The organism is Tissierella praeacuta (genome assembly GCF_040396155.1).
GTDB classification, from domain to species: Bacteria; Bacillota; Clostridia; order Tissierellales; family Tissierellaceae; genus Tissierella; species Tissierella praeacuta_A.
In genome coordinates this window covers 59,042-80,592 of the sequence record NZ_JBEBOY010000005.1, presented here as the reverse complement: position 1 = coordinate 80,592, position 21,551 = coordinate 59,042, and the positions used below count along the sequence as shown (strand labels likewise).

The 21,551-nt window shown below is 27.4% G+C and carries 22 protein-coding genes and 1 other annotated feature; of the genes, 13 read left to right on the top strand and 9 right to left on the bottom strand.

Annotated elements, in window-relative coordinates; translation table 11 throughout:
* Positions 1-33 precede the first annotated feature (33 nt).
* From ABWP20_RS04090 to ABWP20_RS04065, 6 genes are all read left to right on the top strand, one after another.
* Positions 34-591, top strand: coding sequence for a hypothetical protein (locus ABWP20_RS04090; RefSeq protein ID WP_353094008.1), 558 nt, complete (start codon positions 34-36; stop codon positions 589-591).
* Positions 581-979 (top strand): hypothetical protein, encoded by a 399-nt coding sequence (locus ABWP20_RS04085; RefSeq protein ID WP_353094006.1) that lies wholly within the window; start codon positions 581-583, stop codon positions 977-979. The genes ABWP20_RS04090 and ABWP20_RS04085 overlap by 11 nt, the downstream gene beginning before the upstream one ends.
* A gap of 66 nt (positions 980-1,045) precedes the next feature.
* Complete coding sequence (locus ABWP20_RS04080) at positions 1,046-1,780, top strand: hypothetical protein (protein ID WP_353094004.1); 735 nt, start codon at positions 1,046-1,048, stop codon at positions 1,778-1,780.
* Positions 1,781-1,902: 122 nt separating this feature from the next.
* The gene (locus ABWP20_RS04075; protein WP_353094003.1) at positions 1,903-2,439 is read left to right on the top strand and encodes a hypothetical protein; all 537 of its coding nucleotides are present in this window, start codon (positions 1,903-1,905) and stop codon (positions 2,437-2,439) included.
* A gap of 99 nt (positions 2,440-2,538) precedes the next feature.
* The gene (locus tag ABWP20_RS04070; RefSeq protein ID WP_353094001.1) at positions 2,539-2,721 is read left to right on the top strand and encodes a hypothetical protein; all 183 of its coding nucleotides are present in this window, start codon (positions 2,539-2,541) and stop codon (positions 2,719-2,721) included.
* Between the two features lie 539 nt (positions 2,722-3,260).
* A complete protein-coding gene (locus ABWP20_RS04065) occupies positions 3,261-4,589 on the top strand; it encodes a leucine-rich repeat domain-containing protein (protein WP_353093999.1) in 1,329 nt (442 codons plus the stop codon).
* A 254-nt stretch (positions 4,590-4,843) separates the two neighbouring features.
* On the opposite strand, the gene ABWP20_RS04060 is transcribed toward ABWP20_RS04065, so the two are convergent.
* Complete coding sequence (locus ABWP20_RS04060) at positions 4,844-5,026, bottom strand: BhlA/UviB family holin-like peptide (protein ID WP_353093997.1); 183 nt, start codon at positions 5,024-5,026, stop codon at positions 4,844-4,846.
* A 19-nt stretch (positions 5,027-5,045) separates the two neighbouring features.
* Complete coding sequence (locus ABWP20_RS04055) at positions 5,046-5,495, bottom strand: RNA polymerase sigma factor (protein ID WP_353093995.1); 450 nt, start codon at positions 5,493-5,495, stop codon at positions 5,046-5,048.
* Positions 5,496-5,966: 471 nt separating this feature from the next.
* Positions 5,967-6,170 (top strand) — a binding site (T-box leader).
* Positions 6,171-6,517: 347 nt separating this feature from the next.
* On the opposite strand from ABWP20_RS04055, the gene leuS reads away from it, so the two are divergent.
* Positions 6,518-8,929 carry a leucine--tRNA ligase gene (gene leuS, locus ABWP20_RS04050; protein ID WP_353093993.1) on the top strand — a complete coding sequence of 804 codons (2,412 nt, stop codon included), beginning with the start codon at positions 6,518-6,520 and terminating at the stop codon, positions 8,927-8,929.
* A gap of 420 nt (positions 8,930-9,349) precedes the next feature.
* Complete coding sequence (gene sstT / locus ABWP20_RS04045; RefSeq protein WP_353093991.1) at positions 9,350-10,582, top strand: serine/threonine transporter SstT; 1,233 nt, start codon at positions 9,350-9,352, stop codon at positions 10,580-10,582.
* 99 nt (positions 10,583-10,681) lie between these two features.
* On the opposite strand, the gene ABWP20_RS04040 is transcribed toward sstT, so the two are convergent.
* Positions 10,682-10,804 (bottom strand): hypothetical protein, encoded by a 123-nt coding sequence (locus ABWP20_RS04040; protein ID WP_353093989.1) that lies wholly within the window; start codon positions 10,802-10,804, stop codon positions 10,682-10,684.
* Positions 10,805-11,009: 205 nt separating this feature from the next.
* On the opposite strand from ABWP20_RS04040, the gene ABWP20_RS04035 reads away from it, so the two are divergent.
* Positions 11,010-11,567, top strand: coding sequence for a hypothetical protein (locus ABWP20_RS04035; protein WP_353093987.1), 558 nt, complete (start codon positions 11,010-11,012; stop codon positions 11,565-11,567).
* 276 nt (positions 11,568-11,843) lie between these two features.
* Entirely contained in the window at positions 11,844-12,035 is a 192-nt protein-coding gene (locus tag ABWP20_RS04030) for a glycine zipper domain-containing protein (protein WP_353093985.1), read from the top strand.
* Positions 12,036-12,398: 363 nt separating this feature from the next.
* On the opposite strand, the gene ABWP20_RS04025 is transcribed toward ABWP20_RS04030, so the two are convergent.
* The 4 genes from ABWP20_RS04025 to ABWP20_RS04010 all read right to left on the bottom strand — a co-directional run bounded on the left by ABWP20_RS04025 (position 12,399) and on the right by ABWP20_RS04010 (position 16,245).
* A complete protein-coding gene (locus ABWP20_RS04025) occupies positions 12,399-13,760 on the bottom strand; it encodes a hypothetical protein (RefSeq protein ID WP_353093983.1) in 1,362 nt (453 codons plus the stop codon).
* Positions 13,738-14,253, bottom strand: coding sequence for an RNA polymerase sigma factor (locus ABWP20_RS04020; RefSeq protein WP_353093981.1), 516 nt, complete (start codon positions 14,251-14,253; stop codon positions 13,738-13,740). Before ABWP20_RS04020 ends, ABWP20_RS04025 begins: the two co-directional genes overlap by 23 nt.
* 567 nt (positions 14,254-14,820) lie before the next feature.
* Positions 14,821-15,528 carry a YetF domain-containing protein gene (locus tag ABWP20_RS04015; protein WP_353093979.1) on the bottom strand — a complete coding sequence of 236 codons (708 nt, stop codon included), beginning with the start codon at positions 15,526-15,528 and terminating at the stop codon, positions 14,821-14,823.
* A gap of 18 nt (positions 15,529-15,546) precedes the next feature.
* On the bottom strand, positions 15,547-16,245 hold the full coding sequence (locus ABWP20_RS04010; protein WP_353093977.1) for a DUF421 domain-containing protein: 699 nt from the start codon (positions 16,243-16,245) through the stop codon (positions 15,547-15,549).
* 662 nt (positions 16,246-16,907) lie between these two features.
* On the opposite strand from ABWP20_RS04010, the gene ABWP20_RS04005 reads away from it, so the two are divergent.
* The 3 genes from ABWP20_RS04005 (at position 16,908) to ABWP20_RS03995 (ending at position 19,741) form a co-directional block, all read left to right on the top strand.
* Positions 16,908-18,170 carry a DEAD/DEAH box helicase gene (locus ABWP20_RS04005; protein ID WP_353093975.1) on the top strand — a complete coding sequence of 421 codons (1,263 nt, stop codon included), beginning with the start codon at positions 16,908-16,910 and terminating at the stop codon, positions 18,168-18,170.
* Positions 18,171-18,278: 108 nt separating this feature from the next.
* Positions 18,279-19,181: a hypothetical protein gene (locus ABWP20_RS04000; RefSeq protein ID WP_353093973.1), complete on the top strand. Its 903-nt coding sequence runs from the start codon at positions 18,279-18,281 to the stop codon at positions 19,179-19,181.
* The gene (locus ABWP20_RS03995) at positions 19,181-19,741 is read left to right on the top strand and encodes a hypothetical protein (RefSeq protein WP_353093972.1); all 561 of its coding nucleotides are present in this window, start codon (positions 19,181-19,183) and stop codon (positions 19,739-19,741) included. Before ABWP20_RS04000 ends, ABWP20_RS03995 begins: the two co-directional genes overlap by 1 nt.
* 138 nt (positions 19,742-19,879) lie before the next feature.
* Here ABWP20_RS03995 and ABWP20_RS03990 read toward each other — a convergent pair whose 3' ends face one another.
* Positions 19,880-20,956 (bottom strand): DUF5643 domain-containing protein, encoded by a 1,077-nt coding sequence (locus tag ABWP20_RS03990; RefSeq protein ID WP_353093970.1) that lies wholly within the window; start codon positions 20,954-20,956, stop codon positions 19,880-19,882.
* Positions 20,943-21,509 (bottom strand): sigma-70 family RNA polymerase sigma factor, encoded by a 567-nt coding sequence (locus ABWP20_RS03985; RefSeq protein WP_353093968.1) that lies wholly within the window; start codon positions 21,507-21,509, stop codon positions 20,943-20,945. Before ABWP20_RS03985 ends, ABWP20_RS03990 begins: the two co-directional genes overlap by 14 nt.
* Between the last annotated feature and the right edge of the window lie 42 nt (positions 21,510-21,551).

Genomic DNA, 21,551 nt, shown 5'->3' with positions numbered 1-21,551 from the left:
ATTTGCCTTAAAAGAAGAATATCTTACTGATGTATGGAAGGAGTTTTTATAATAGAATTTAAGTTAGATTATCAAAATTTCAAAATAAAAGTAAAGGAACTTTATTGGATAGATGAAACCAAGGATGACCCTAATGATTTATGTCTTCATGGAGATGTAACTGTTACTATAGGAGAAGAAGAATTATCCTATTCATGTACTGTTAGTGCAGCAGCTCTTAGAATGTTAAAGAGTTTATCTGAGGACCATTTATTAACTAATGGAGACCAGATGCTACCTTGCTGTGGACATTTTATGATTCCTAATGAAACTTTAGACGAAGTAGAAATCATAGGATGTAATAATGGAATTGATTGGACCGTTTTACATGAGGACGAGATGGTTAGGCTTATTACTGAAAAAGGAAATACTGTATTTGTTTATTATATTCAATATAAAGAAGAGGTATTACGTTTTGCTGATACGGTGGAAAAGTTTTATAAAGAGTCATTAACTAAAAATATACCAGAAGATGAATTTGAGAGAAATGGATATATAGCATTTTGGAATGAATGGCATAGAAGAAAAGGAGATTTAGAAAGTGAAAAATAATATTATTAAAGAATATGGGGTTGTGCATGATAATATGATTATTTCTTATATGGTTGACTTTGAAAAACAAATTTTGCAAATAAATACTAAAAATTATGATGATGAAAAAATAATTATTAGATTTCAAGGTTTACTTGCACATGCTTTTGAAAATGTTATTTTGAATAATATTATTTTAGAAATTTATCAAGTTAAAATAGAACACTTTTTATTAGATAAGGCTAATAAGCTTTCAGAAACTTTAAAATATGGATTTCCGACTATTGGAGTAAGTAATGTTAGGGAATTAGGTGACTACTTAAAAGAAAATAGGTATAGGGTATTTTATTTAACAGCATCCTTAGGGATGTGTGGATATATTATTGCAAAAGAGATTATTTTACAGTAAGTATAATGAATCTTATATATGCCTTAATCTTTTAACATAAGGTGTAAATAAATTGGAGGTATCCTTATGCTTGAAAACGGAGATATAGAAGAATTTGAATGGATTAAAAATGGAATAGAAATAATCATAAGTTCAACTGATGAGAACTATAGGGGTAATATTGTAGGTAATTTATTGCCAAATAACTTTAGTAGATATATTAAAATTTTGCATCCCATGTATAAAGATAAATTGTTTACAGATAGAAGTACACTTTGGGCAGAAGATGTTTGTGATGAAGCTGTTCTAGGAGAGAGAATATTATGGAGACAATTGGCTTTAGAATATAATGTGGAATTTAGACCAGAAATAAATACATATGCTTTTTTTAAAGAAAATGGTAGGAGATGGCCAAGATATCTTTTAGCACCAGATGAGGGAACCTTAGAAAAAGAACAAATTGATGAAATCACAAGTATATTAAGACCTCTAAATTGCGAAAAATACTTCTTCTATTATGACTGGCTAAAGACATTAGATTGGAGCCAAGATAAACTATTTAAAGGTAGTTTAGAGGATATTTATGAGCTAATGAAATTAGAAGAGCTAAGGGATGCTTTTGGTGAAAATGAGAAGTTTTCACCATCATATTGGTGGGATTTAAATAAAACAATATGTATATGTACGGATTATGATTTAGAATTTACTGTTGTAGGATGTAATAATGAACTATTTACAAGATTTATAAATAGTAAATCTTTAGAATGTATAGAGATTAAGTATGATACAAGGATTGATTATAAGGCTATGGAAAGGAGGTAATTAAGTATAGATATATAACTAAAATAAAAAGATGGGAGGATATATGTATTAAAAAGGTTGATGAATCCTATGAAGAATATATTAAAGACAAGCTTAAAGATAATTTATAGGGAGAGATGTAAGTGAAAAGATACATAAAGATTCGGCATTGGGATTATTGGTTTGGTATATATGGATTTTCTGAATTTCCTACTGAAGTTGAATTTGATATAACGTCGGATTTAAGAGGTGAAGATATAGTATTTCATTTTGATTTAATGGACTTAGATTGTATGGAATATTATATAGAAAATAATCTTTATATAGAGAAAGGAGATGAAGGGTATCATAAATTTTTAGAATCTTACAAGGAGTTTTTAAATGGAGAAAAACTTCACTTGGTCACAATCCTTTATTATCCTACAAGTATATTTAAGAATAATTTCAAATACAAAATATTTCCTAAATATAAAGCTGGTAATTTGTTAGATGCAAGAAATAGCCAAGGAGAATCTCCATATTATGCTGATGTATTTATTAAGGAAAGAAATGATCTAGCACCTTGGAGGTTGATTTGTCATATGAAAAAAATAATATTAGATTTATTTGGGGAAGAAGTAGAATTGGAAATTATGGATATTCCAAGTTATGAAGAAACATTAAAATCTTTTTTTGAATAGAGAATTAACATAAATTAATGAGCTATTAAGTAATTTTGATTTATGGTATTATGTTCTGAATAATTGTTATATAAATGAAGAGGAAATTGTTGTTGAATAATGAATACGTCTATTATTAATGGAAGAATAATTATAATAGTAGATATACTCATGGTTTTATATCGAAAGTTGCATCAGTGGGTTAAGAAATATGAAGTTAGAGTGGAGGGTTTAATAGAGAAACGAAGAAGGAAAAAAGGATGGATTGTTAAGGCAAAAACGGAACTTAAAAATAGAAAATAAAAAAACTAAAATAAAAAACTAAAAATGGAAATGGATTTCTTAAAAAACTTGTAGGATCTTGGAAAGAGGTGACTTTAAATTATATAAGTAAGTTATATATTTATATTGTAATAAAAGAGTTTCATGAAGAAAATAGCTATTATATAATATGAAGATGTTAAATTTTGAGCATTGCAAGACTTTCTTATAAAATGCTGTGGGGTATTAAGGGAATTTATTGAGGGTAAGGGAAATAGATTAGTAGATAAATCCAATGAGTTACTATCATTATGTCCTTCAGTAATATTTAAAGGGAATTAAATAATTTTTAGTGCGAGTAAAGCAGCATTTTTATATATTAATAATTCGAAAAAAGATAAGTTGTATTTACATTAAATAATAGATTACATGTAGTAGATGATAAAAATAAGAATAATGATATCATATTTTTACAAGTAAATGAAAATAACTCGTTTATTATGTTAGAGATGAAGGATGACAAATCTAATTCTAATAGAAAAAATATACAATATAAGATTAATATCTAGGGAGGTTTTTAAATGAAAAAATATTTTACTGTTATTTTAGTCTGCATTTGTATAATATGGATAGGTATGCATTATAATCAAGATAGAGCCAATCGATTAACTCAAAATTCTAACAATACAATAAATAATCACAATAATGATTTCATTACCTTTTCAGATCCTTATTTAGAGCAAGCAATTAGAGAAAAGACATCAAAAATAACAGGTGAAATACATAAATCAGATTTGCAAAACATTACTGTCCTTGAAATTACTTCAGCTAATATTAAAGATTTAAGTGGAATTGAGAATCTAAGTAATTTAGAAGAGTTAGACCTGTCATGGAATGATATTAGGGATATAAGTAGCATGAGTAATTTGACTAATTTAGTTAAGTTAAATCTAGCTTACAATGATATTCATGATATAAGGTCATTAAATAATTTAAAGAATTTAACTCAACTGAATATAAGTCATACTTTGATAGAGGATATAACCCCTTTAAGTAATCTATCAGATTTGACTATACTTAATATTTCACATTGTGAGCATATTGATTATACAAATATTAATGTGTTAGGAGATTTAAGCAATTTAACTGAATTATACTTCTATTCTTATGAAATTAGCGACATAAACTTCTTAAGTAATATACCAAATTTGACTAAGCTCAGTTTATACCTTAATGAATCTAACGATGTAAAAGTTTTAAGTAAATTGACAAAATTAAATTGGCTAAGTTTAGGAGTTTATGAATCTATTGATTTAAGCTTTTTTGAAAATTTAACTAATTTGACTGAACTGTATTTAGGGTATGATGGGAATGCAGACATAAGTCCTCTAAGCAACCTATCCAACTTGCAAAAATTACATTTGCCAGGTTATATTTCTGGAGGCAAAAGTAATCTAAAGAATATAAGTGTTTTAAATAACTTGGAAAATTTAACAGAGCTAAATTTGTTCAATGCAGAAATAAGTGATATAGGTCCTTTGCATAATCTAATAAATTTAACCAAACTGAATCTATCTGATAATCAAATCTCTGATATAAGTGCACTTGAAAATTTAGAAAATTTAACAGAGCTAAAATTAAATAACAATAAAATAAGTGATATAAGCACTTTACAGAATCTAACGAATTTAATAAAATTAGATTTATCTAATAATCAGGTTTCAGACATAAATGCCCTTAGTAATTTAGAAAATTTAACGGAGCTAAAGTTAAATTCTAATAAAATATATGACATAAATTCCTTAAAAAAGCTTAGCAAATTAACATGCTTGTTACTTAATGAAAACCAAATATCTGATTATAGCCCTATAAACGAATATTATCAGAAGCTTCAAATTAAAGACTTTTAATTAAATATTAATTTTTACTAAATAGATTTTTACTGCTATGTTTAGTATGATGAATTATTACCATAGAAGATTTATTAAACTACCTAGGCTAGTTTTTAAATACTATATTCGTTTCTATAATATTCATCCTACTCATACCTTAATACTATATCTTGAGAATTTTATAACCGGTTATTTCCTTCTCACTATATACAAGCACTTTTTTGAAGTGAAATGTAAACCTCCTTGAATAATTTTTTTATTTGTTTAAGCTTTTAGGTTTTAAGATTATTTTTTAAAACAAAATTTTTGATTTTACTTACATCATCTTTAATATCTTCTATTAAACTCAATTTTTCACATAAGCTAGATATAATATTTTGATATTTCATTTCTCTTTCTTCCTGTCGAAGATCCCTTTTTTCTTGATTTTTTAGGATATAAAATATAAGAGCCACAGTTAATACTGCCCATATGCTATCCTTTGTGGCTATGTCTACTAATACCTAATATTTTAGCTATATCTTTTTCAGATAACCCGTGTATAAATTTCATTATAATAATGTCTTGTTGCTTTTTAATTAATGATTTGATTAATATAGAGATTAAAACTGTACTCTCTATATTAGTTTCGCTTGTATCTGCTAATATGTCGTGGTTAATTTCCATGAAGTCGGATAACTCTTTTTTTCTATTTCTAAGCAAATTCAAGGTTCTTTTTCGCAAATGTATATGGATGTATTTAGCTATTTGCTTATGATTTGAATCTCTAAACTTTCTAATATCCATATTTTTTATTAATTTCAATAATTCAATAATCAAATCAGTTTCTGCTTCCTCATAATACAGACTATTACTAAGTTTTTTTAGAGTAGCACTGAAATCTTTTATATTTTCATAAGTAAGATTATTAGCCATGGTATACATATTTTCTTGCCAATCATCTATTTCAAAATATTTTCCTCCATTTATTATGGGAGGAGTATTAAGATTATTATTTTTATCTATAACAAAAAGGAACTTATTTCAATTTTCTATATAGTATTATATAAAGCGAATATTTCCATTTGTGAAGGTGATATTTATAGCTATTAATGATTGATATGATATTGAAAAAATAATAGTAATGCTAAGGTTGAATAAAGAGAAACAATAGCTTGGGCAACGCCATATGATTGTATAAAATATAGAATATAGTAGAAAAAATATTTAAATTAGAATATACTATAGAAGCATTTAATTTTAAATTAGGTATTTGTTTTCGTGTTGACAGATTATATATCTAGGTAAAATAGTAGAATTATTGAATAAGATTAAATAAAATATAATAGTAAAACTATAAATTATAAAAATATCTTGATTTAAAATGATTTATTGGTTATAATAGGTCTTAAATTGATAAATACTGTGAAAGGAAGTAGTAAGTCCTAATTAATTATAGAGAGCTATCGGCTGGTGGAAGATAGTATTGATGAAGGCTGAACTCGTCCTAGAGTTACTAAGGTGAAAAAGTAATCTTAGTCGGTTAAATGCCGTTATATTTTTGAGTGGATAGAAATATCAATAAGAGTGGTACCGCGGAATTTACCTTTCGTCTCTATATGAGATGAAAGGTTTTTTTATGACCTAACTTAGCGAATGATAGTGAGCTTTAGTAGGTCAAACGCAACGAACGCCAAATTCATGTGAGTGATAACGAGCGAATGAATTTGTGCAGTGAGACTGCGGAAGATGACCTAACTTAGTGAACGATAGGTCCTAAGGGACACCACTGAATTATACCCTACGGGGTAGATAGAGGTTGTGAGCTTTAGTAGGTCAAACGCACAAAGATCCAAATTTATATTACTGAAAGGGAGTAAATAGATTTGAGATTCGAGACTGGGATAAACGACTTAATTAAATGAGTTTTACTAACATGAGAATTGTATTATGAAGGAGGAAATAATATGAGAGAATATAAGCCAAGTGAAATTGAACAAAAATGGCATAAGATTTGGGAAGAAAGAGAGCCTTTTAAGGCATTAAATAAGTCTGATAAGCCAAAATTTTATGCACTAGTGGAATTTCCTTATCCATCAGCAAATGGGCTACATGTAGGGCATCCAAGACCATATACTGCATTGGATATTGTTTCAAGAAAGAGAAGACTTGAAGGATATAATGTTTTATTTCCAATGGGATGGGATGCATTTGGATTACCAACAGAGAACTTTGCTATAAAAAATAAGATTCATCCAGCTATAGTTACAGAGGAAAATGTTTCTCGTTTTAAATCCCAATTACAATCAATTGGATTTTCCTTTGATTGGTCAAGGGAAATAAATACTACAGATCCTCATTACTATAAATGGACTCAATGGATATTTCTAAAATTATTTGAAAAAGGTCTAGCATATAAGCAAGAAATGCCTATTAATTGGTGTCCATCATGTAAAATTGGATTAGCAAATGAAGAGGTTATTCAAGGCAATTGTGAAAGATGCGGTGGTGAAGTAGTAAGAAAAGTAAAGAATCAATGGATGTTAAAAATTACTGAATATGCCGATAGATTAATTAAAGACTTAGATAATGTTGATTACATTGATAGAGTAAAAACTCAACAGACAAATTGGATTGGTAAATCTGAGGGAGCAGAAGTAGACTTTCAAATTTCAGGAAAGGAAGATAAATTAAGAGTATTTACTACTAGACCTGATACATTATTTGGCTCAACATATATGGTTATCTCTGCTGAACATCCTCTAATAGAAAAATATAAAAATGAAATAGAAAATTTAGAAGAAATTAGAGAATATCAACATGAAGTAAGTAAGAAATCAGACTTTGAGAGAACTGAATTATCTAAAGAAAAAACAGGAGTAGAAATAAAAGGATTAAGAGCTATAAATCCTGCTACGGGAAATGAAATCCCTATTTGGATTTCTGACTACGTCCTTATGTCCTATGGTACAGGAGCAATTATGGCAGTACCAGCTCATGATACTCGTGACTGGGAATTTGCTAAGAAGTTTAATCTTCCTATAATAGAAGTAATAAAAGGCGGAGATGTAGAAAAAGAAGCTTATACTGATACAGAGGAAGGAGTAGTTGTAAACTCTGATTTTATCAATGATATGAATGCAGTAGAAGCAAAGGAATATATGATTAAGTGGTTAGAAGAGAAAAATCTTGGTACTAGAAAAGTAAACTTCAAGCTTAGGGATTGGGTATTTTCTCGACAAAGATATTGGGGAGAGCCAATACCTTTAGTACATTGTGATAAATGTGGATGGGTACCAGTACCTGAAAAAGAATTACCAGTTATGTTGCCAGAAGTAGAAAACTATGAGCCAACAGATACTGGAGAATCACCATTAGCTAATATAAAAGATTGGGTAGAAACTACATGTCCAAAATGTGGAGGTAAAGCTCATAGAGAAACTGATACAATGCCGCAATGGGCAGGATCTTCTTGGTATTTCCTTAGATATATTGATCCATGTAATGAAGAGGAGTTTGCTTCTCAAAAAGCGTTGGCATACTGGTTACCAGTAGATTGGTATAATGGTGGAATGGAACACACTACACTTCACCTATTGTATTCAAGATTCTGGCATAAGTTCTTATATGATATTGGAGTAGTTCCTATTCCTGAGCCTTATGCAAAGAGAACTTCACACGGTATGATACTTGGAGATAATAATGAGAAAATGTCAAAATCCCGTGGAAATGTGGTAAATCCTGATGATATAGTAAGGGATTATGGAGCTGATACTCTTAGAACGTATGAAATGTTTATTGGTGATTTTGAAAAATCAGTACCTTGGTCAGAAAATGGAGTAAAAGGATGTAGAAGATTCTTAGAAAGAGTGTGGAAACTTCAAGATATTATAGTTGATGGCGAAGGATATACAAATGAATTAGAATCAAGTATTCACAAAACCATAAAAAAGGTATCTGAAGACTTTGAAACATTGAAATTCAATACAGGAATAGCAGCTTTAATGTCCTTATTAAATGAATTTAATGATTATGGCAGTATAACAAAAGAAGATCTTAAGACATTTATAATATTGTTAAATCCAGTAGCACCTCATATTACTGAAGAATTGTGGAAGGTTTTAGGCTTAGAAGGATATCTACATGATACTACATGGCCAGTATATGATGAAGAGAAAACAAAGGATAAAGTAATTGCACTTCCAGTACAAGTTAATGGAAAAGTAAGAGGAACAATAGAAATTAATATTGATGATTCTCAAGATATAGCTAGAGAAAAAGCAAAGGCTGATGAGAACATTATTAGATTCTTAGAAGGAAAACAAATAGTAAAAGAAATATTTGTTCCAGGCAAGATATATAATATAGTTGTGAAGTAAAATAAATAAAACTCCATCTTTTAGGTGGAGTTTTATTTATAGATAAATACTCATAACAAATATACTCATAAGTGATAATGTAATTTTTCATATTATTTCTAATTTAGAAATAACCCTAATATACCTATCCTCAATAAAATATATTAAATTCCTTATGGATTTTATAGATTATTCCATATAAATCCTTCTTTTTAAAATTATATTATTTCTATAATAAAAGTTCTAATTAAATATCCTAATAAGGAAACAATATATATTAATACTAATAAAGTGCAATTATTTGTATCAATTTGGAAGGATAAATATGATAAGAATTATTTTTTTGTTTTCTATATACAATATTTTCTTTTTAAAATATATCTAAGGAAAACGAAGTTCCTAAGAATTTTATAAAATAATCAGTAGAGGAGAATAGAAAAAGTGATAAAATTATTAAGACAATGGAATCAATTGAGTTTAATTAAACGGATTATTATAGGATTGATTATAGGTATTATTTTAGCTGTTACAATTCCTGATATAGCAAAACCAATTGGAATTATAGGGGCTTTATTTGTAGGTGCTTTAAAAGCAGTAGCACCAATATTAGTACTTTTTTTAGTAATGTCTGCTATTTCTCAGCACAAAAGTGGTCAGAGGACTAATATGAAATCTATAATACTTCTTTATCTTCTAGGAACATTTTTAGCAGGACTTACAGCTGTTATAGCAAGTTTTGTATTTCCAGTATCAATAATACTTGGTGAAGGTGTTCAAGATATAGCTCCACCTGGAGGAATAAATGAGGTATTAAAATCATTATTACTTAATATAGTTGATAATCCTATAACTGCTCTTTCTAATGCTAATTATATAGGGATTTTAGTTTGGGCAGTATTCCTTGGGCTTGCATTGAAAGCTGCAAATGAATCTACAAAAATTATGGTTAGTAATTTTTCAGATGCATTATCACAAATAGTAGGATGGGTAATTAGTTTAGCGCCATTAGGTATTATGGGTTTAGTATTTGATACAATTGCTGTATATGGTATTGGTTCTTTATTGAATTATGGACGATTGCTTATTTTATTAATTGGCACCATGATTTTTGTAGCTCTTGTTGTGAATCCAATTATTGTATTTGTAATGATTCACCAAAATCCATATCCACTTGTTTTAAAATGCTTAAAGGACAGTGGAATTACAGCATTTTTTACACGTAGTTCAGCGGCAAATATTCCTGTAAATATGAAATTGTGTGAGAAGTTAGGATTAGATAAAGATGCTTACTCAGTATCCATACCACTTGGAGCTACTATAAATATGGCAGGTGCAGCAATTACAATAACTATATTAACACTTGCAGCAGTTCATACATTAGGCATTAAAGTAGATATAGGTACGGCATTTCTTCTAAGTATACTTTCGGCAGTCAGTGCTTGTGGTGCTTCAGGAGTAGCAGGCGGATCACTATTACTGATTCCTCTCGCTTGCAGTATGTTTGGTATTCCAAATGATATAGCTATGCAAGTTATTGGCGTTGGTTTTGTTATAGGAGTCATTCAAGATTCCTGTGAAACTGCACTTAATTCTTCAACAGATGTACTTTTAACAGCTGTTGCTGAATTTAGACAGTGGAGAAAAGAAGGAAAAGAAATAGTTATCCCTAAATAGTAAAGAATTATTGAATACTAGAGATGGATTTCAAATATAGTTTTAAAGTAAAACACTAATATATAAAAATCGGGGACTAGCCCCGATTAATATCAAAATCTAATATCTTCTACATCCACCAAACATATCATCGTTACAGAAGATGAGAACCAACAATAAGAAGAAAAATAGTAAAGAACTATCGTTATTACATGAACCTCTTCTACCTAATAAGTCACTCATGAGAACACCCCCTATTCAAATTTAAAAGTGAAAATAAAGGTACTCATAATAGGATATGTAAAATAGGTATAAATTGTTAATAAAATTTTTCTATTTATCATATAATGGACATTTCAGTTGATTTTCCAATACAAAGAGTGTATTATTGTTCATTGGAAAGATATGTCAATATTTATAGCATAAATTAAGCAAAGGAGATAGTTAAATGTTCAAAGCAAGGAAAATAGCAATTGTTCTATTAAGTGTATTATTATTAGTTTCTATTACAGGGTGTGGAAAAAAAGAAAGAAGGTTTGATTCATTACCTTTAACAGTAAATGATACCGAAGTCCTAGTTGGAGAATCAACACTGCAAACATTTATTGATGCAGGATATAAAGTAACATTAGACAGGGATCTAAAAGAAGATATCGCAGGACAAACAATGCCTCCTATGAGTTACGATATAGCTACTTATATTAGTAAAGATGATAAAATAGCAGTTAAAGTAAACTTTTTAAATAACACAAAAAGCATAATTCATCTTGAAGATTGTATTGTCTATGAATACGAAATAAAATATGATGATCCAACAGGTTATTTAACTTATGATGCAGACAATATATTAGTAGATGGTGTTAATATTAAGGGAATGAAATTAGAAGATGTAAAAGAAGCGTTCAAAGAAAAAGTGGAATCATTTGACGAATTTGATAATCTAGATTGTAGTATTGGAGTTATATTATTTGAGCTAGGAAAAGTAGATGTTGGTAAAGACCTTTAACTAAACTGTTAAAAAATCTATAATATAAAAAATAAAGTAATGGTAAATTTTTTAGATTGAAACCCTTATATAGAAATATAGGTTAATCTGATGAAATAATATAATTAAGTGCAGGAATAAGTTTATAATTAGTTATCTTAATCTTTAATGGTATGAAATATAATCATAAGTAAATTATGCTATTGGAGTATTTTAACATGTAAGTTAATTTTGTTATTTAAGTATTTATGGTATAATAAATTGAAAGAAACAAGACATAATTGGAGGATATTTATTATGAAAAATGAAAAAGGTGCAGATGAAGGGGAAAAAGAAGATGAAGATGATAAATTAGCTATTGGAATAGGCATAGGCTTATCTTTAGGGACAGCCATTGGTGCTTTAATGGATAATATTGCTTTGGGAATATGTATTGGAGTATCTATTGGAATAGCTTTGGGTACAGGTTTAAGTAAAAAGAAACAATAAGTATAAAAAATAAATGCAAACAATGGAAGAAAACCCTATATATCTTTAAAAACAAAGATTTATAGGGTTTATTATCTTAATATTAGGATTCTAATTGAATATAGATAGATCAATTAGTTGATTGATAAAGAATTTATAGACTATAGTTTTTATCAGAAGTGCATTAATTAAAAATTTAATATTTTATAATTATAGAGTAATATAATTTATATTGTAGAGTGAGAAAAATACCAAAATATATAGATTTATTATTTGTGAAGAAATTAGACAATTATATCTGGGAACTAGATACGAGGAGTTCCTGTATCACTATACCAAATAGCCATGATTCATAGGAATCACAGCTATTTTAGATATAAGATATTATTTAAGTAGGATATCTATTCCATTAACAGTAATGGATTCTATTAAATTTAAATCAATAGGATTTTCAATTTCATATGATAATATGAAATTACTAAGTTCTTCTCCTTCCCAACGACAACTGCTAAATATAATATCAGATTTTGTATCGCTAATTACATTATTTTCTGCCTTAATTTTTATATCTAATTCAGAAAGATCAAATCCGTTTATTCCTTCGCCTCTAAAATATATGGCAAAAGGGTTGATGCTAATATTCTCAATTTTTACATCTCCTAAGTCTAGGCTATCTGACTTTTCTAATATTTTATTTTCCTCTGCTTTAAAACTTACTTGCCAATTTCCTTCTAATTGCTGTGAGCTATTAAAATTGCCTAATAATTCATATCCGCTTAAATTATCAGTATTTATATCAAATATATATTCCTTATAGGATGGATAGTCCGTATTATTTGTAGGTTTCTTAGATTTATCAATCCCAAAGTTAATATCAGTGTCGCTATTAATTTTTTCACCTTTAGAATTTTTTAGATAGATATTAACACCTTGACCTTCAAAGCTTTTATCCCTCCATAATTGTACATGCAGTTTTCCGTCTATAACTCCAATATTGGAAATCATGGATGTTTTTATATCTGGAAATTTAAAATCTATAGCATGAGGTTCTAAAATAGGAATTATTTCATCATCAGAAGCAAGTCCTCCATATAATCTGCCACTAGACCAAGACAAAAACTGCTCAGTAGTTGCATCGACATAAGATGGATTTTGCATCATTTTATTTAAATCGATTCCTATTTTATAGTCCTTAAATTCTTTATGGTCATAAAAAATATTTTCGATTTTAAAGGTTAAGTTTTCACCTTCGAATTTTGTACTGTTTTCTGCTTCCACCAAAATTGTTGCTTTTTTATTTTCTTCATCATAATCTATTAACGACCAGCCACAACTATTTGCACCTTCAAGATTATAATAATCTAAAAAGCTAAGGTCTTCCTTTATGCGATTTCCTTCTAAATCCTGAAAAGTGATATAGGCTTTAACCATATTATCATAGCGACCAACTGCTACAACTTCCATTTTAATTCCTTGATCTATAGATATTTTTTCCACAGGTTCTATGAATTCTACAATATTAGGATTTATTTTCTCTAAAAGATTTTGAAAAGCTGGAATGTTAGCAGCTATTACAGTCGTAGTCATTAGGGAAATAGCAGCAGCGGCTATTACTATTTTTGTTCTTCTAGGCTTGGTACTTACGAGTTTCCTATTTGGATTTAATATTCCATTTAGCATCCTTGACTTCTGATAATCATTTGGTCTAATGGAGTCAAAACTATTATATAAATCTTCTTTTTTCATATATATCATCCTCCTCTAAAATAATTTTTAGTTTTCTACGAGCTGTACGTAGTCTTGTACGTATTGTTGAACTGTTTACATTGAGCATTTTAGATATTTCTTCTGTTGAGTAGCCTTCATAATAATATAGATAAATCACTATCTTATATTTATCATGTAATAATAGTATTTTTTCCCATGTGTTATCGGGATGAGAATCTTCTTTATATGAAAGCTCTGGTATATTGTCAATATCAGCTCTATTTTTTCTCCACCAATGTTTAAGAGTATTTTTACAATAGTTTTGAGATGTAACTATTAACCATGCCTTTTCATGTTCTAGACTTTCAAACCTATGATTTCCATGTATAAGTTTAAGGAATATATTTTGAACTGCGTCTTCAGTATCAGAAATATTTTTTAGATACATTAGGCAAATTTTATATACAGTGTCTACATGGCGGTTATATATTTCTACTATCTCATCATTGGTGTAAAGTGAAGAGTGTTCCAAATTCACACCTCCTTGTAATGTTTTCTATTAATAATACAATCTGGAGGATTGAAATGTTGTATTTTAATAAAATATTTTCTGATTTTAATTAATTTCATTATATAGATAAACAATTTCGTAATATAATTAAATGTTTTTAATCCTATTATTTTAAACTTTAACTTCTCTATCTGTATATTATAATTTATTAATTTGTTTAATTAATATAAAAATAATGAAATATCTATAGATTTGCGATAGTTTATATGAAGTAATAATTGAGGTTAAAAAATATATGGAAGTGAAAAGCAGAAAAGGTGATGTCATCCTATGTAAATAAAATAAAAAAATATGATTATATTTAAATCATATTTCATTACAAGCAAATTGCAGGAGAGTTTACAATATTCATAGATAAATAGGTTTTTATTTAAACATTGATTAGAAAATATGTTTAAATAAAAACCTATCTAAATATTTATTCTGTGTTAATAGTTTGAATTATTTATCATAGTTAATTCTTTAGGAAGAAAGGTTGAAAAATTAATATAAGATAAATACATAATTACGGAATTTATATTAATAATACTATATACTTTTTTTAGCTACATATAAGTTTTTAGAATTATCTATTGTAGCGAGATAAACCTCAGAAATATCATCTATATTATAAATGCTAAGATTGTCCATAAGCCATTCTTTATTTAATTTTAAATTTTTTAAGTTATCTTCAAATAATTTTCCATCATTAATAACTACTACAGGTAAAGTTACAGGTTTAGGATTTAATTTAAGGTCAGTAGAATTAACATACCTATTTGTTTCCTTTTTTACAACACTTAGATTTCCATTAGGTTCTAAAATAGCATATTTTACTTCTGAAATATCGAAAATATTTTTAAGTCTTAATTGACTTAAAAACAAATCAATATTTACAAACTGTTTTTTGAAGTTTTTTCTAAGTATCTTGCCATTTTCAACTAGAATGGTAGGTTTACCATTGAGAAATAATCCTAACTTTCTGCTTTTAAAGGATAGAAGACTTACTATATAATGCCAGAAAAGTAAAGTTGATAATGGAACTATTATATATTTAAAAGAGATTTCACCATCTGTTAAAGGCGCTACTATAATAGCTCCTAGCATCCAAAATACTGTAAAATCGTAGGCAGTAAGCTGATTTATGGCTCTTTTCATAATAAATCTGCCTATTAAGAAAGATATTATTCCTATAAAAAATGTTCTAACTAAATACTCTAATAAAGAAATGTCTTTGATAACTCCGAAAACACTCATATAAAATTTCCTCCTAATTTATAAATTTACATATAAATTTTTATCTGGAGTCAAAACTCCTAGGTAGACCTTGTTAATACTATCTATATCTGCTAATTTAAGCTGATTTTCAATCCAACTATAATTTAAATTGTTTTTATTTAGAACTTCGTTATCAATTCTTCCTTTATATATAATTATTTCAGATAGGATATCCTCCTTAGTTTCTATACTCATATCTGATTTTGTTGGAGGAAGATTATTATTATTTATGGCGATACTGAAATCACCAACAGCTTCAGCAAGTAAATATTCTACATTTTCAATACTATTAGCATTTTTTACTCTTAATATTGAAAATAAATTATCTATTGTTAATTTTGCTTTAGAAAGATTTTCTTTAATAATTTTACCGTTTTTAATTAATATTATTGGCTTTTGTGTAACTATTGATGGAACTTTAAAATATAGATAAGAAATACATAAATGAATTAAGGTATATAATAATATTATTAAAATTCCATCAATTAACCGAGATTTTGGATCAACTATTCGGAATGCGGCAATATTACTAGTTATGGCTGCCGTTAAAAAATTATAGGGAGTAATTGTACTAGTTTGACTAAACTTCATTAGTTTAGTTGATATACATAATGTAAAATATAATATTGAGGTTCTAATAAACAATTCTAATACTCTTAAATTTTTTCCTTCAAAGAAAACTTTTTTTATATTCATAAAACCATCCTTTTTAAGGTTGAAGTCTATAAATCAACTTGTATCAATATATTTTATCCATAATTGAGCATTTATATAATTATAGATTTTTGCTTTTGTCATTTATACAAATTAAATACTCGAAGCAAGATTTGTAAATGATGAAGATTAAAAGAATATATAGTAAGAAGTAGGTATTTACTGAAAGATAGTAAAACCAATTTTTCATATATTTTTTAAAAGTTGACTTGTAATAATAATAAATATAAAATTAAAATGACAATGAAATTCACAAATTTATTGTTATGATATCTAAGTAGTTTGTGAACAGAAATATTATTTTTCAGCTCATTTTGTAATTACAATTCTTTCAGCTAAAGCTTTCTATCCTCTATATTCATTTGAGATATCCCACTTTTTTAATATTAAAGTGATTATGTCATGAAAATTGACGGATTAAGATATGATCTGGTTATATATTAAATATAGGAAACAATAGTTATTGAGGTGAACAAAGGGATACAAAAGGAAAATTATACTAGTGGATTGTTTTACAATCCATAAAATTAAGTTTAATTTTATAGAACAATTAGTTATGATTTACTATTGAAAGACAGGAAGTTTAATTGAATGAATTTATTCGGGAAGGCTAATAATAAATTAAAAAGGACGGTGATGATACAATGGCAATTAATTTTGAAACAATTGGAATAAGTAAGGAATTAGAAAATATATTAACAAAGAATGGTATTACAGTGCCAACTCCTATCCAAGAGCAAGCTATTCCTCATCTATTAAAAGGAAGAGATGTTATAGCTCAAGCTCATACAGGAACTGGTAAAACATTTGCTTTTATGTTACCTATTTTGGAAACTATTGATATATCAAAACCATATATCCAGGCTCTAATCATTACACCCACTAGAGAATTGGCAATTCAGATAACTAATGAAGCTAAAAAACTAGTGCAAGTTAAGGGGGTAAATATATTAGCAGTATATGGTGGGCAAGATGTTGAGAAACAGCTAAAGCAATTAAACAAAGGTGTTAATATTGTAATTGGAACGCCAGGCAGATTATTAGATCATATGAGAAGGAATAGTATTGATTTAGGAAAAGTAAAGATGATTGTCTTAGATGAAGCAGATGAAATGTTAAATATGGGATTTTTAAAAGATGTTGAGGATATAATCTATAGAACTCCAAAATCACGTCAGACAATGTTGTTTTCAGCAACAATGCCTAATACACTTCGAACTCTAGCTGCTAGATATATGAAAGACTTTGTTCAGATACAGATACAAGGTGAAAATATTACGTTAGATGAAATAAATCAAGTAGTAATAGAAACTACAGATAGAGGTAAACAAGATGCACTTTGTAATATTATTGATGAAGAAAGACCGTTTATGGCTATAATATTTTGCCGTACAAAGCGACGTGTAAAGGCTCTTAATGATGATCTAAGAAGCCGTGGGTATAATTCAGATGAAATACATGGAGATCTTAGTCAGAACAAACGTGAAAAAGTAATTAAAGCTTTTAGAGATATGAAGATACAACTTCTTGTTGCTACAGATGTTGCTGCTCGTGGTTTAGATATAGAAGGAGTAACCCATATATTTAACTATGATATACCTGAAGATCCAGAATCTTATATTCACCGCATAGGACGTACAGGTAGAGCTGGAGAAACTGGAGAAGCATTTACATTTGTTACACCTAGGGATAAACAAGAGTTAATTGAAATAGAAAAGAAGATAAGGATGAACCTAAAGACAAGAAAAATTGTAAAAGACAATGTAAATCATAAGATTAGCAAGAAAAACTCTAAGGAGCAAAGTAATGACAAACAAGATTTTAGATGGAATAAAGAGTCAGGTAAAAAGAAGACCATTAGAAGTATTGATAAAAGAAAAGGTAAGAAGAGGAAGGGAATAAAGTAAATATTAGTGTCCATTTTATTACACCATAGAAATTGATTGAAAGCAGAATAAAAATAACAGGTAAATTAATACCTATTGTGTTATGATGTATTTTATGGGGGGAATTCTATGGGATTAAATAAAAAAGCATTAAAAATAGGGATATTCACTATTAGCTTATCATTAGTAATTTCTATAGGAGTTGCTATGTTTATGAAGTTAGATAAACCAGTATTTTTTAAGAATTATGTAGAAACAATGTTTGATATTTCTAATAATTCATATAAGGAAAGAGAACTTATTTTAAAATACCTAACTAATGTTTCAGATAATAGAAGGATTACTGATATTTATTTTGAGGAATATCCTAATCTTGTAGCATATGCAGGGAACTCTAGTAGTATGAGAGATATATTTCCTGTATTTTTACGAGGAAATAATTTTAGGGAAGAAGTTTATGGTAGATATATTTTTCGTAACCTTTACGTTACAATAGATGTAAGAAGTTTGGGAGAGTTTGATGAAATTGAATTAAATAAGGCAAAGATTACTTTTGATAATGGTGAGGTAATGGATATAGATCTTGGTAGAATAATATTTTATAATTACTATAAGGATAATAACGATTGTGAAAGTAAACATTTGAAATCCTTAAGTAGCACCAGTTCTTCAGATGGAACTTCTTCAGTGATAATTGATGTTAAAGAAGATATAACTATAACAAATATGGAGTCGCCATTATTAAAGGATGTAAATGATTTAATAGAAATAAAAGTAGGAGATATTAGTTATACAGATATATCAGAAGTTCAATATAAAAATAATGATGTTATAAGAATAAAATCTGCCTTTAGACAGCCAAAAAAGAATATTTTAGAGAAATTTGCATTATATAGTTTAGAGCCAAAGCTTTATTATAGAGATTCAAATGGAGATCTCTTCTATAGTAGAGTATATAATATTGAATATACAAATTATAATATTAATACTTGGGAAATAGTGAAATATCTAAGGGCTAGGGGGGAAATTTAATGTTCAAAGGATATAAACAGATTTTTTGGGGAATCTTTATTGCAACATTTAATATAAAGTTAGGCCCCATAAAAATTCTTCCTGCTTTTGTAGGATTATTATTAATATCAATTGGACTAAGAAAACTATATGAAGAAACCAAGGTAGAATCATTTCATAAGACACAAGTTATAGGGGTATTGGCTGCAAGTATATCTTTTATAGCTGGATTATTGAATTATTTCTCTGATAAACCTATAAATTATTCTATACCTATATTGGTTTTTATGGCAGTATATAATATAATTGAACTAATTTTATTTTTTAAGATATTAGAATCTTCTATTGAATATTTAGATTCTAATAATTATACTGATATAGCCAATGAGAATATAGCAAAATTAAAGGGTTATACTATTATTTCAGTTATTAACATTGTTTTAATGAACTTTGCATTGTTATTTAATATTAATAAGTTAATATTTTTTGTATCCCTTATAGGAGTTATTTTGAGAATATTTATAATGGTATTGGTTAATAGATTAAAAAAATTATTCATTGAAGTTGAAACTTTAAATTAATGGGTTATCAAAAAACAACTGTATTATATATTAGTATAGGGAACTAAGGTTATATAACAATATAGTAAAAGCTCTTTTCTGGTTTAATAATATTTTAATTCTTTCCAGAAAAGAGCTTTTACTTTTACAATAGTATGATTATTTATTTAAAAATATGGTAAATTCCTCACCAACCTGTTTCCAGTCATTTCTTCTAATCTCTCCAGAATATTTTGCAGCATATGGAGTTAAAGTGATAGAAGTGATTTCGTCAGATAAATCCCTAAATAAATTTTGGTATTTAAATACTAAATCTTCTTCAGCATCAGATAAAGGTAATAAATGAAATTCAACTTGATTTCCTAAATTGTCATTTCCCCTTAATTCAATATTATAGCCAATTGATTCATATCTATCTTTTATTCTTCTTTTTCCATGTATTTTTTGATTTACAGGATTGTATCTAAACTCCTCTAACATATACTTTTTATTATCTATATAAAATGAGTAATCCAATGCAGAAGTATGAGTGTTTTCTAGTAAATTTTTACCGTTTGCAGTGAATTCAAATTCCCATTTTCCCTCTATCTCTTTTTTAGAATCTCCTGTAGAATATTGTAAATTATCAAATATAACTTTTATATTAATATCTTCTTTAAGTTCAATATTTTTAATATTTATAAACTCAACTTTAGCCATGGTTTTATAATTTACAATCTTTGTAACTCTGGAACTAATAACAGGAGGGTTTACCTTTTTACCATTTATAAATATATGACGAGTTAGTATAGAGTTTTCTATAGGCTCATTTGCGTTTAAAAATATACAAAGTATTAATTCATCTTTATCTATAAATACATCTGTTAATTTTATACCTATTCCATTATGCTTTACTATTTGATTAACTGCATTTGAATAAGATTCGATATTTTTTCTAACACCGAGAGTATTTTCTATAGAATAAGATATTATATAAGAAGAAATCTCTGAAATTTTTGATTCTGTAATAGCATAAACATTCTTCCCAAAATCTGTTTGGCTTAACGCCCCTATGGATAATATTAAAACTGCAGCTATATTACCAAGTTTTTTAAGGTTAAATTTTCTTTTAATATTTTTTCTAAAGGTCTTTTTGAAATTTTGTTTTTCTATATCATTTAACTGTTCTCTTTCATAATCTTCAATGTCAAAGTATATCTGATTTAAAAATTCATAGATATTTTTAGAATCCTTCATTTTTAAAACCTCCTTCGATATTAGCTGATTTATACATTTTCTTCTTTCCTCTAGAAATTCTATTGTATAAAATAGATTTACTAAGGCCTGTATCTTTAGATATTTCATCCATATTTTTTTCGTCATAATATAATTTTTTAAAAATTTCTTTATCCTCTTTAGATAAACTATTGAGCATATTCTTGGTTTCTTCGCTGATTTCATTTGATAATATTTCCTTTAAAGAATTATCTTCTACAGGTATAGATAAACCATCTATATTTTCATTATCTAAATCTTTTAAGTATTTTCTTACATAGTCTATAGATTTATATTTTGCAATTCCTCCAACCCAATTTTTAAAGCTGCTTTTTGTAGGATCATAAGAGTAAATATTATTCCAAATAGCTAGGAGACAATCATTCATGCATTCTTCATAAAAATGTGGTAGATAAAATAAATGTTTTTTTATAACAGTTTTAAGAATCCAAGCATAATTATCAATAACATAATCTAAGGCTTCTTCATTTCTTTTTCTTAATTGTTTAATAAAATTTTCCTCAGTTATTTTCAATAGCACCACCTTCCTCGTATTTTGATTTCTATATGTATATAT

Excerpts from the sequence above, each read along its gene's own strand:
- ABWP20_RS04090 (WP_353094008.1), top strand. The coding sequence starts at position 34 with ATGGAAGGAGTTTTTATAATAGAATTTAAGTTAGATTATCAAAATTTC.
- ABWP20_RS04080 (WP_353094004.1), top strand. The coding sequence starts at position 1,046 with ATGCTTGAAAACGGAGATATAGAAGAATTTGAATGGATTAAAAATGGA.
- ABWP20_RS04070 (WP_353094001.1), top strand. The coding sequence starts at position 2,539 with ATGAATACGTCTATTATTAATGGAAGAATAATTATAATAGTAGATATA.
- ABWP20_RS04065 (WP_353093999.1), top strand. The coding sequence starts at position 3,261 with ATGAAAAAATATTTTACTGTTATTTTAGTCTGCATTTGTATAATATGG.
- ABWP20_RS04055 (WP_353093995.1), bottom strand. The coding sequence starts at position 5,495 with ATGTATACCATGGCTAATAATCTTACTTATGAAAATATAAAAGATTTC.
- leuS (WP_353093993.1), top strand. The coding sequence starts at position 6,518 with ATGAGAGAATATAAGCCAAGTGAAATTGAACAAAAATGGCATAAGATT.
- ABWP20_RS04040 (WP_353093989.1), bottom strand. The coding sequence starts at position 10,804 with ATGAGTGACTTATTAGGTAGAAGAGGTTCATGTAATAACGATAGTTCT.
- ABWP20_RS04035 (WP_353093987.1), top strand. The coding sequence starts at position 11,010 with ATGTTCAAAGCAAGGAAAATAGCAATTGTTCTATTAAGTGTATTATTA.
- ABWP20_RS04030 (WP_353093985.1), top strand. The coding sequence starts at position 11,844 with ATGAAAAATGAAAAAGGTGCAGATGAAGGGGAAAAAGAAGATGAAGAT.
- ABWP20_RS04025 (WP_353093983.1), bottom strand. The coding sequence starts at position 13,760 with ATGAAAAAAGAAGATTTATATAATAGTTTTGACTCCATTAGACCAAAT.
- ABWP20_RS04015 (WP_353093979.1), bottom strand. The coding sequence starts at position 15,528 with ATGAGTGTTTTCGGAGTTATCAAAGACATTTCTTTATTAGAGTATTTA.
- ABWP20_RS04010 (WP_353093977.1), bottom strand. The coding sequence starts at position 16,245 with ATGAATATAAAAAAAGTTTTCTTTGAAGGAAAAAATTTAAGAGTATTA.
- ABWP20_RS04005 (WP_353093975.1), top strand. The coding sequence starts at position 16,908 with ATGGCAATTAATTTTGAAACAATTGGAATAAGTAAGGAATTAGAAAAT.
- ABWP20_RS04000 (WP_353093973.1), top strand. The coding sequence starts at position 18,279 with ATGGGATTAAATAAAAAAGCATTAAAAATAGGGATATTCACTATTAGC.
- ABWP20_RS03995 (WP_353093972.1), top strand. The coding sequence starts at position 19,181 with ATGTTCAAAGGATATAAACAGATTTTTTGGGGAATCTTTATTGCAACA.
- ABWP20_RS03990 (WP_353093970.1), bottom strand. The coding sequence starts at position 20,956 with ATGAAGGATTCTAAAAATATCTATGAATTTTTAAATCAGATATACTTT.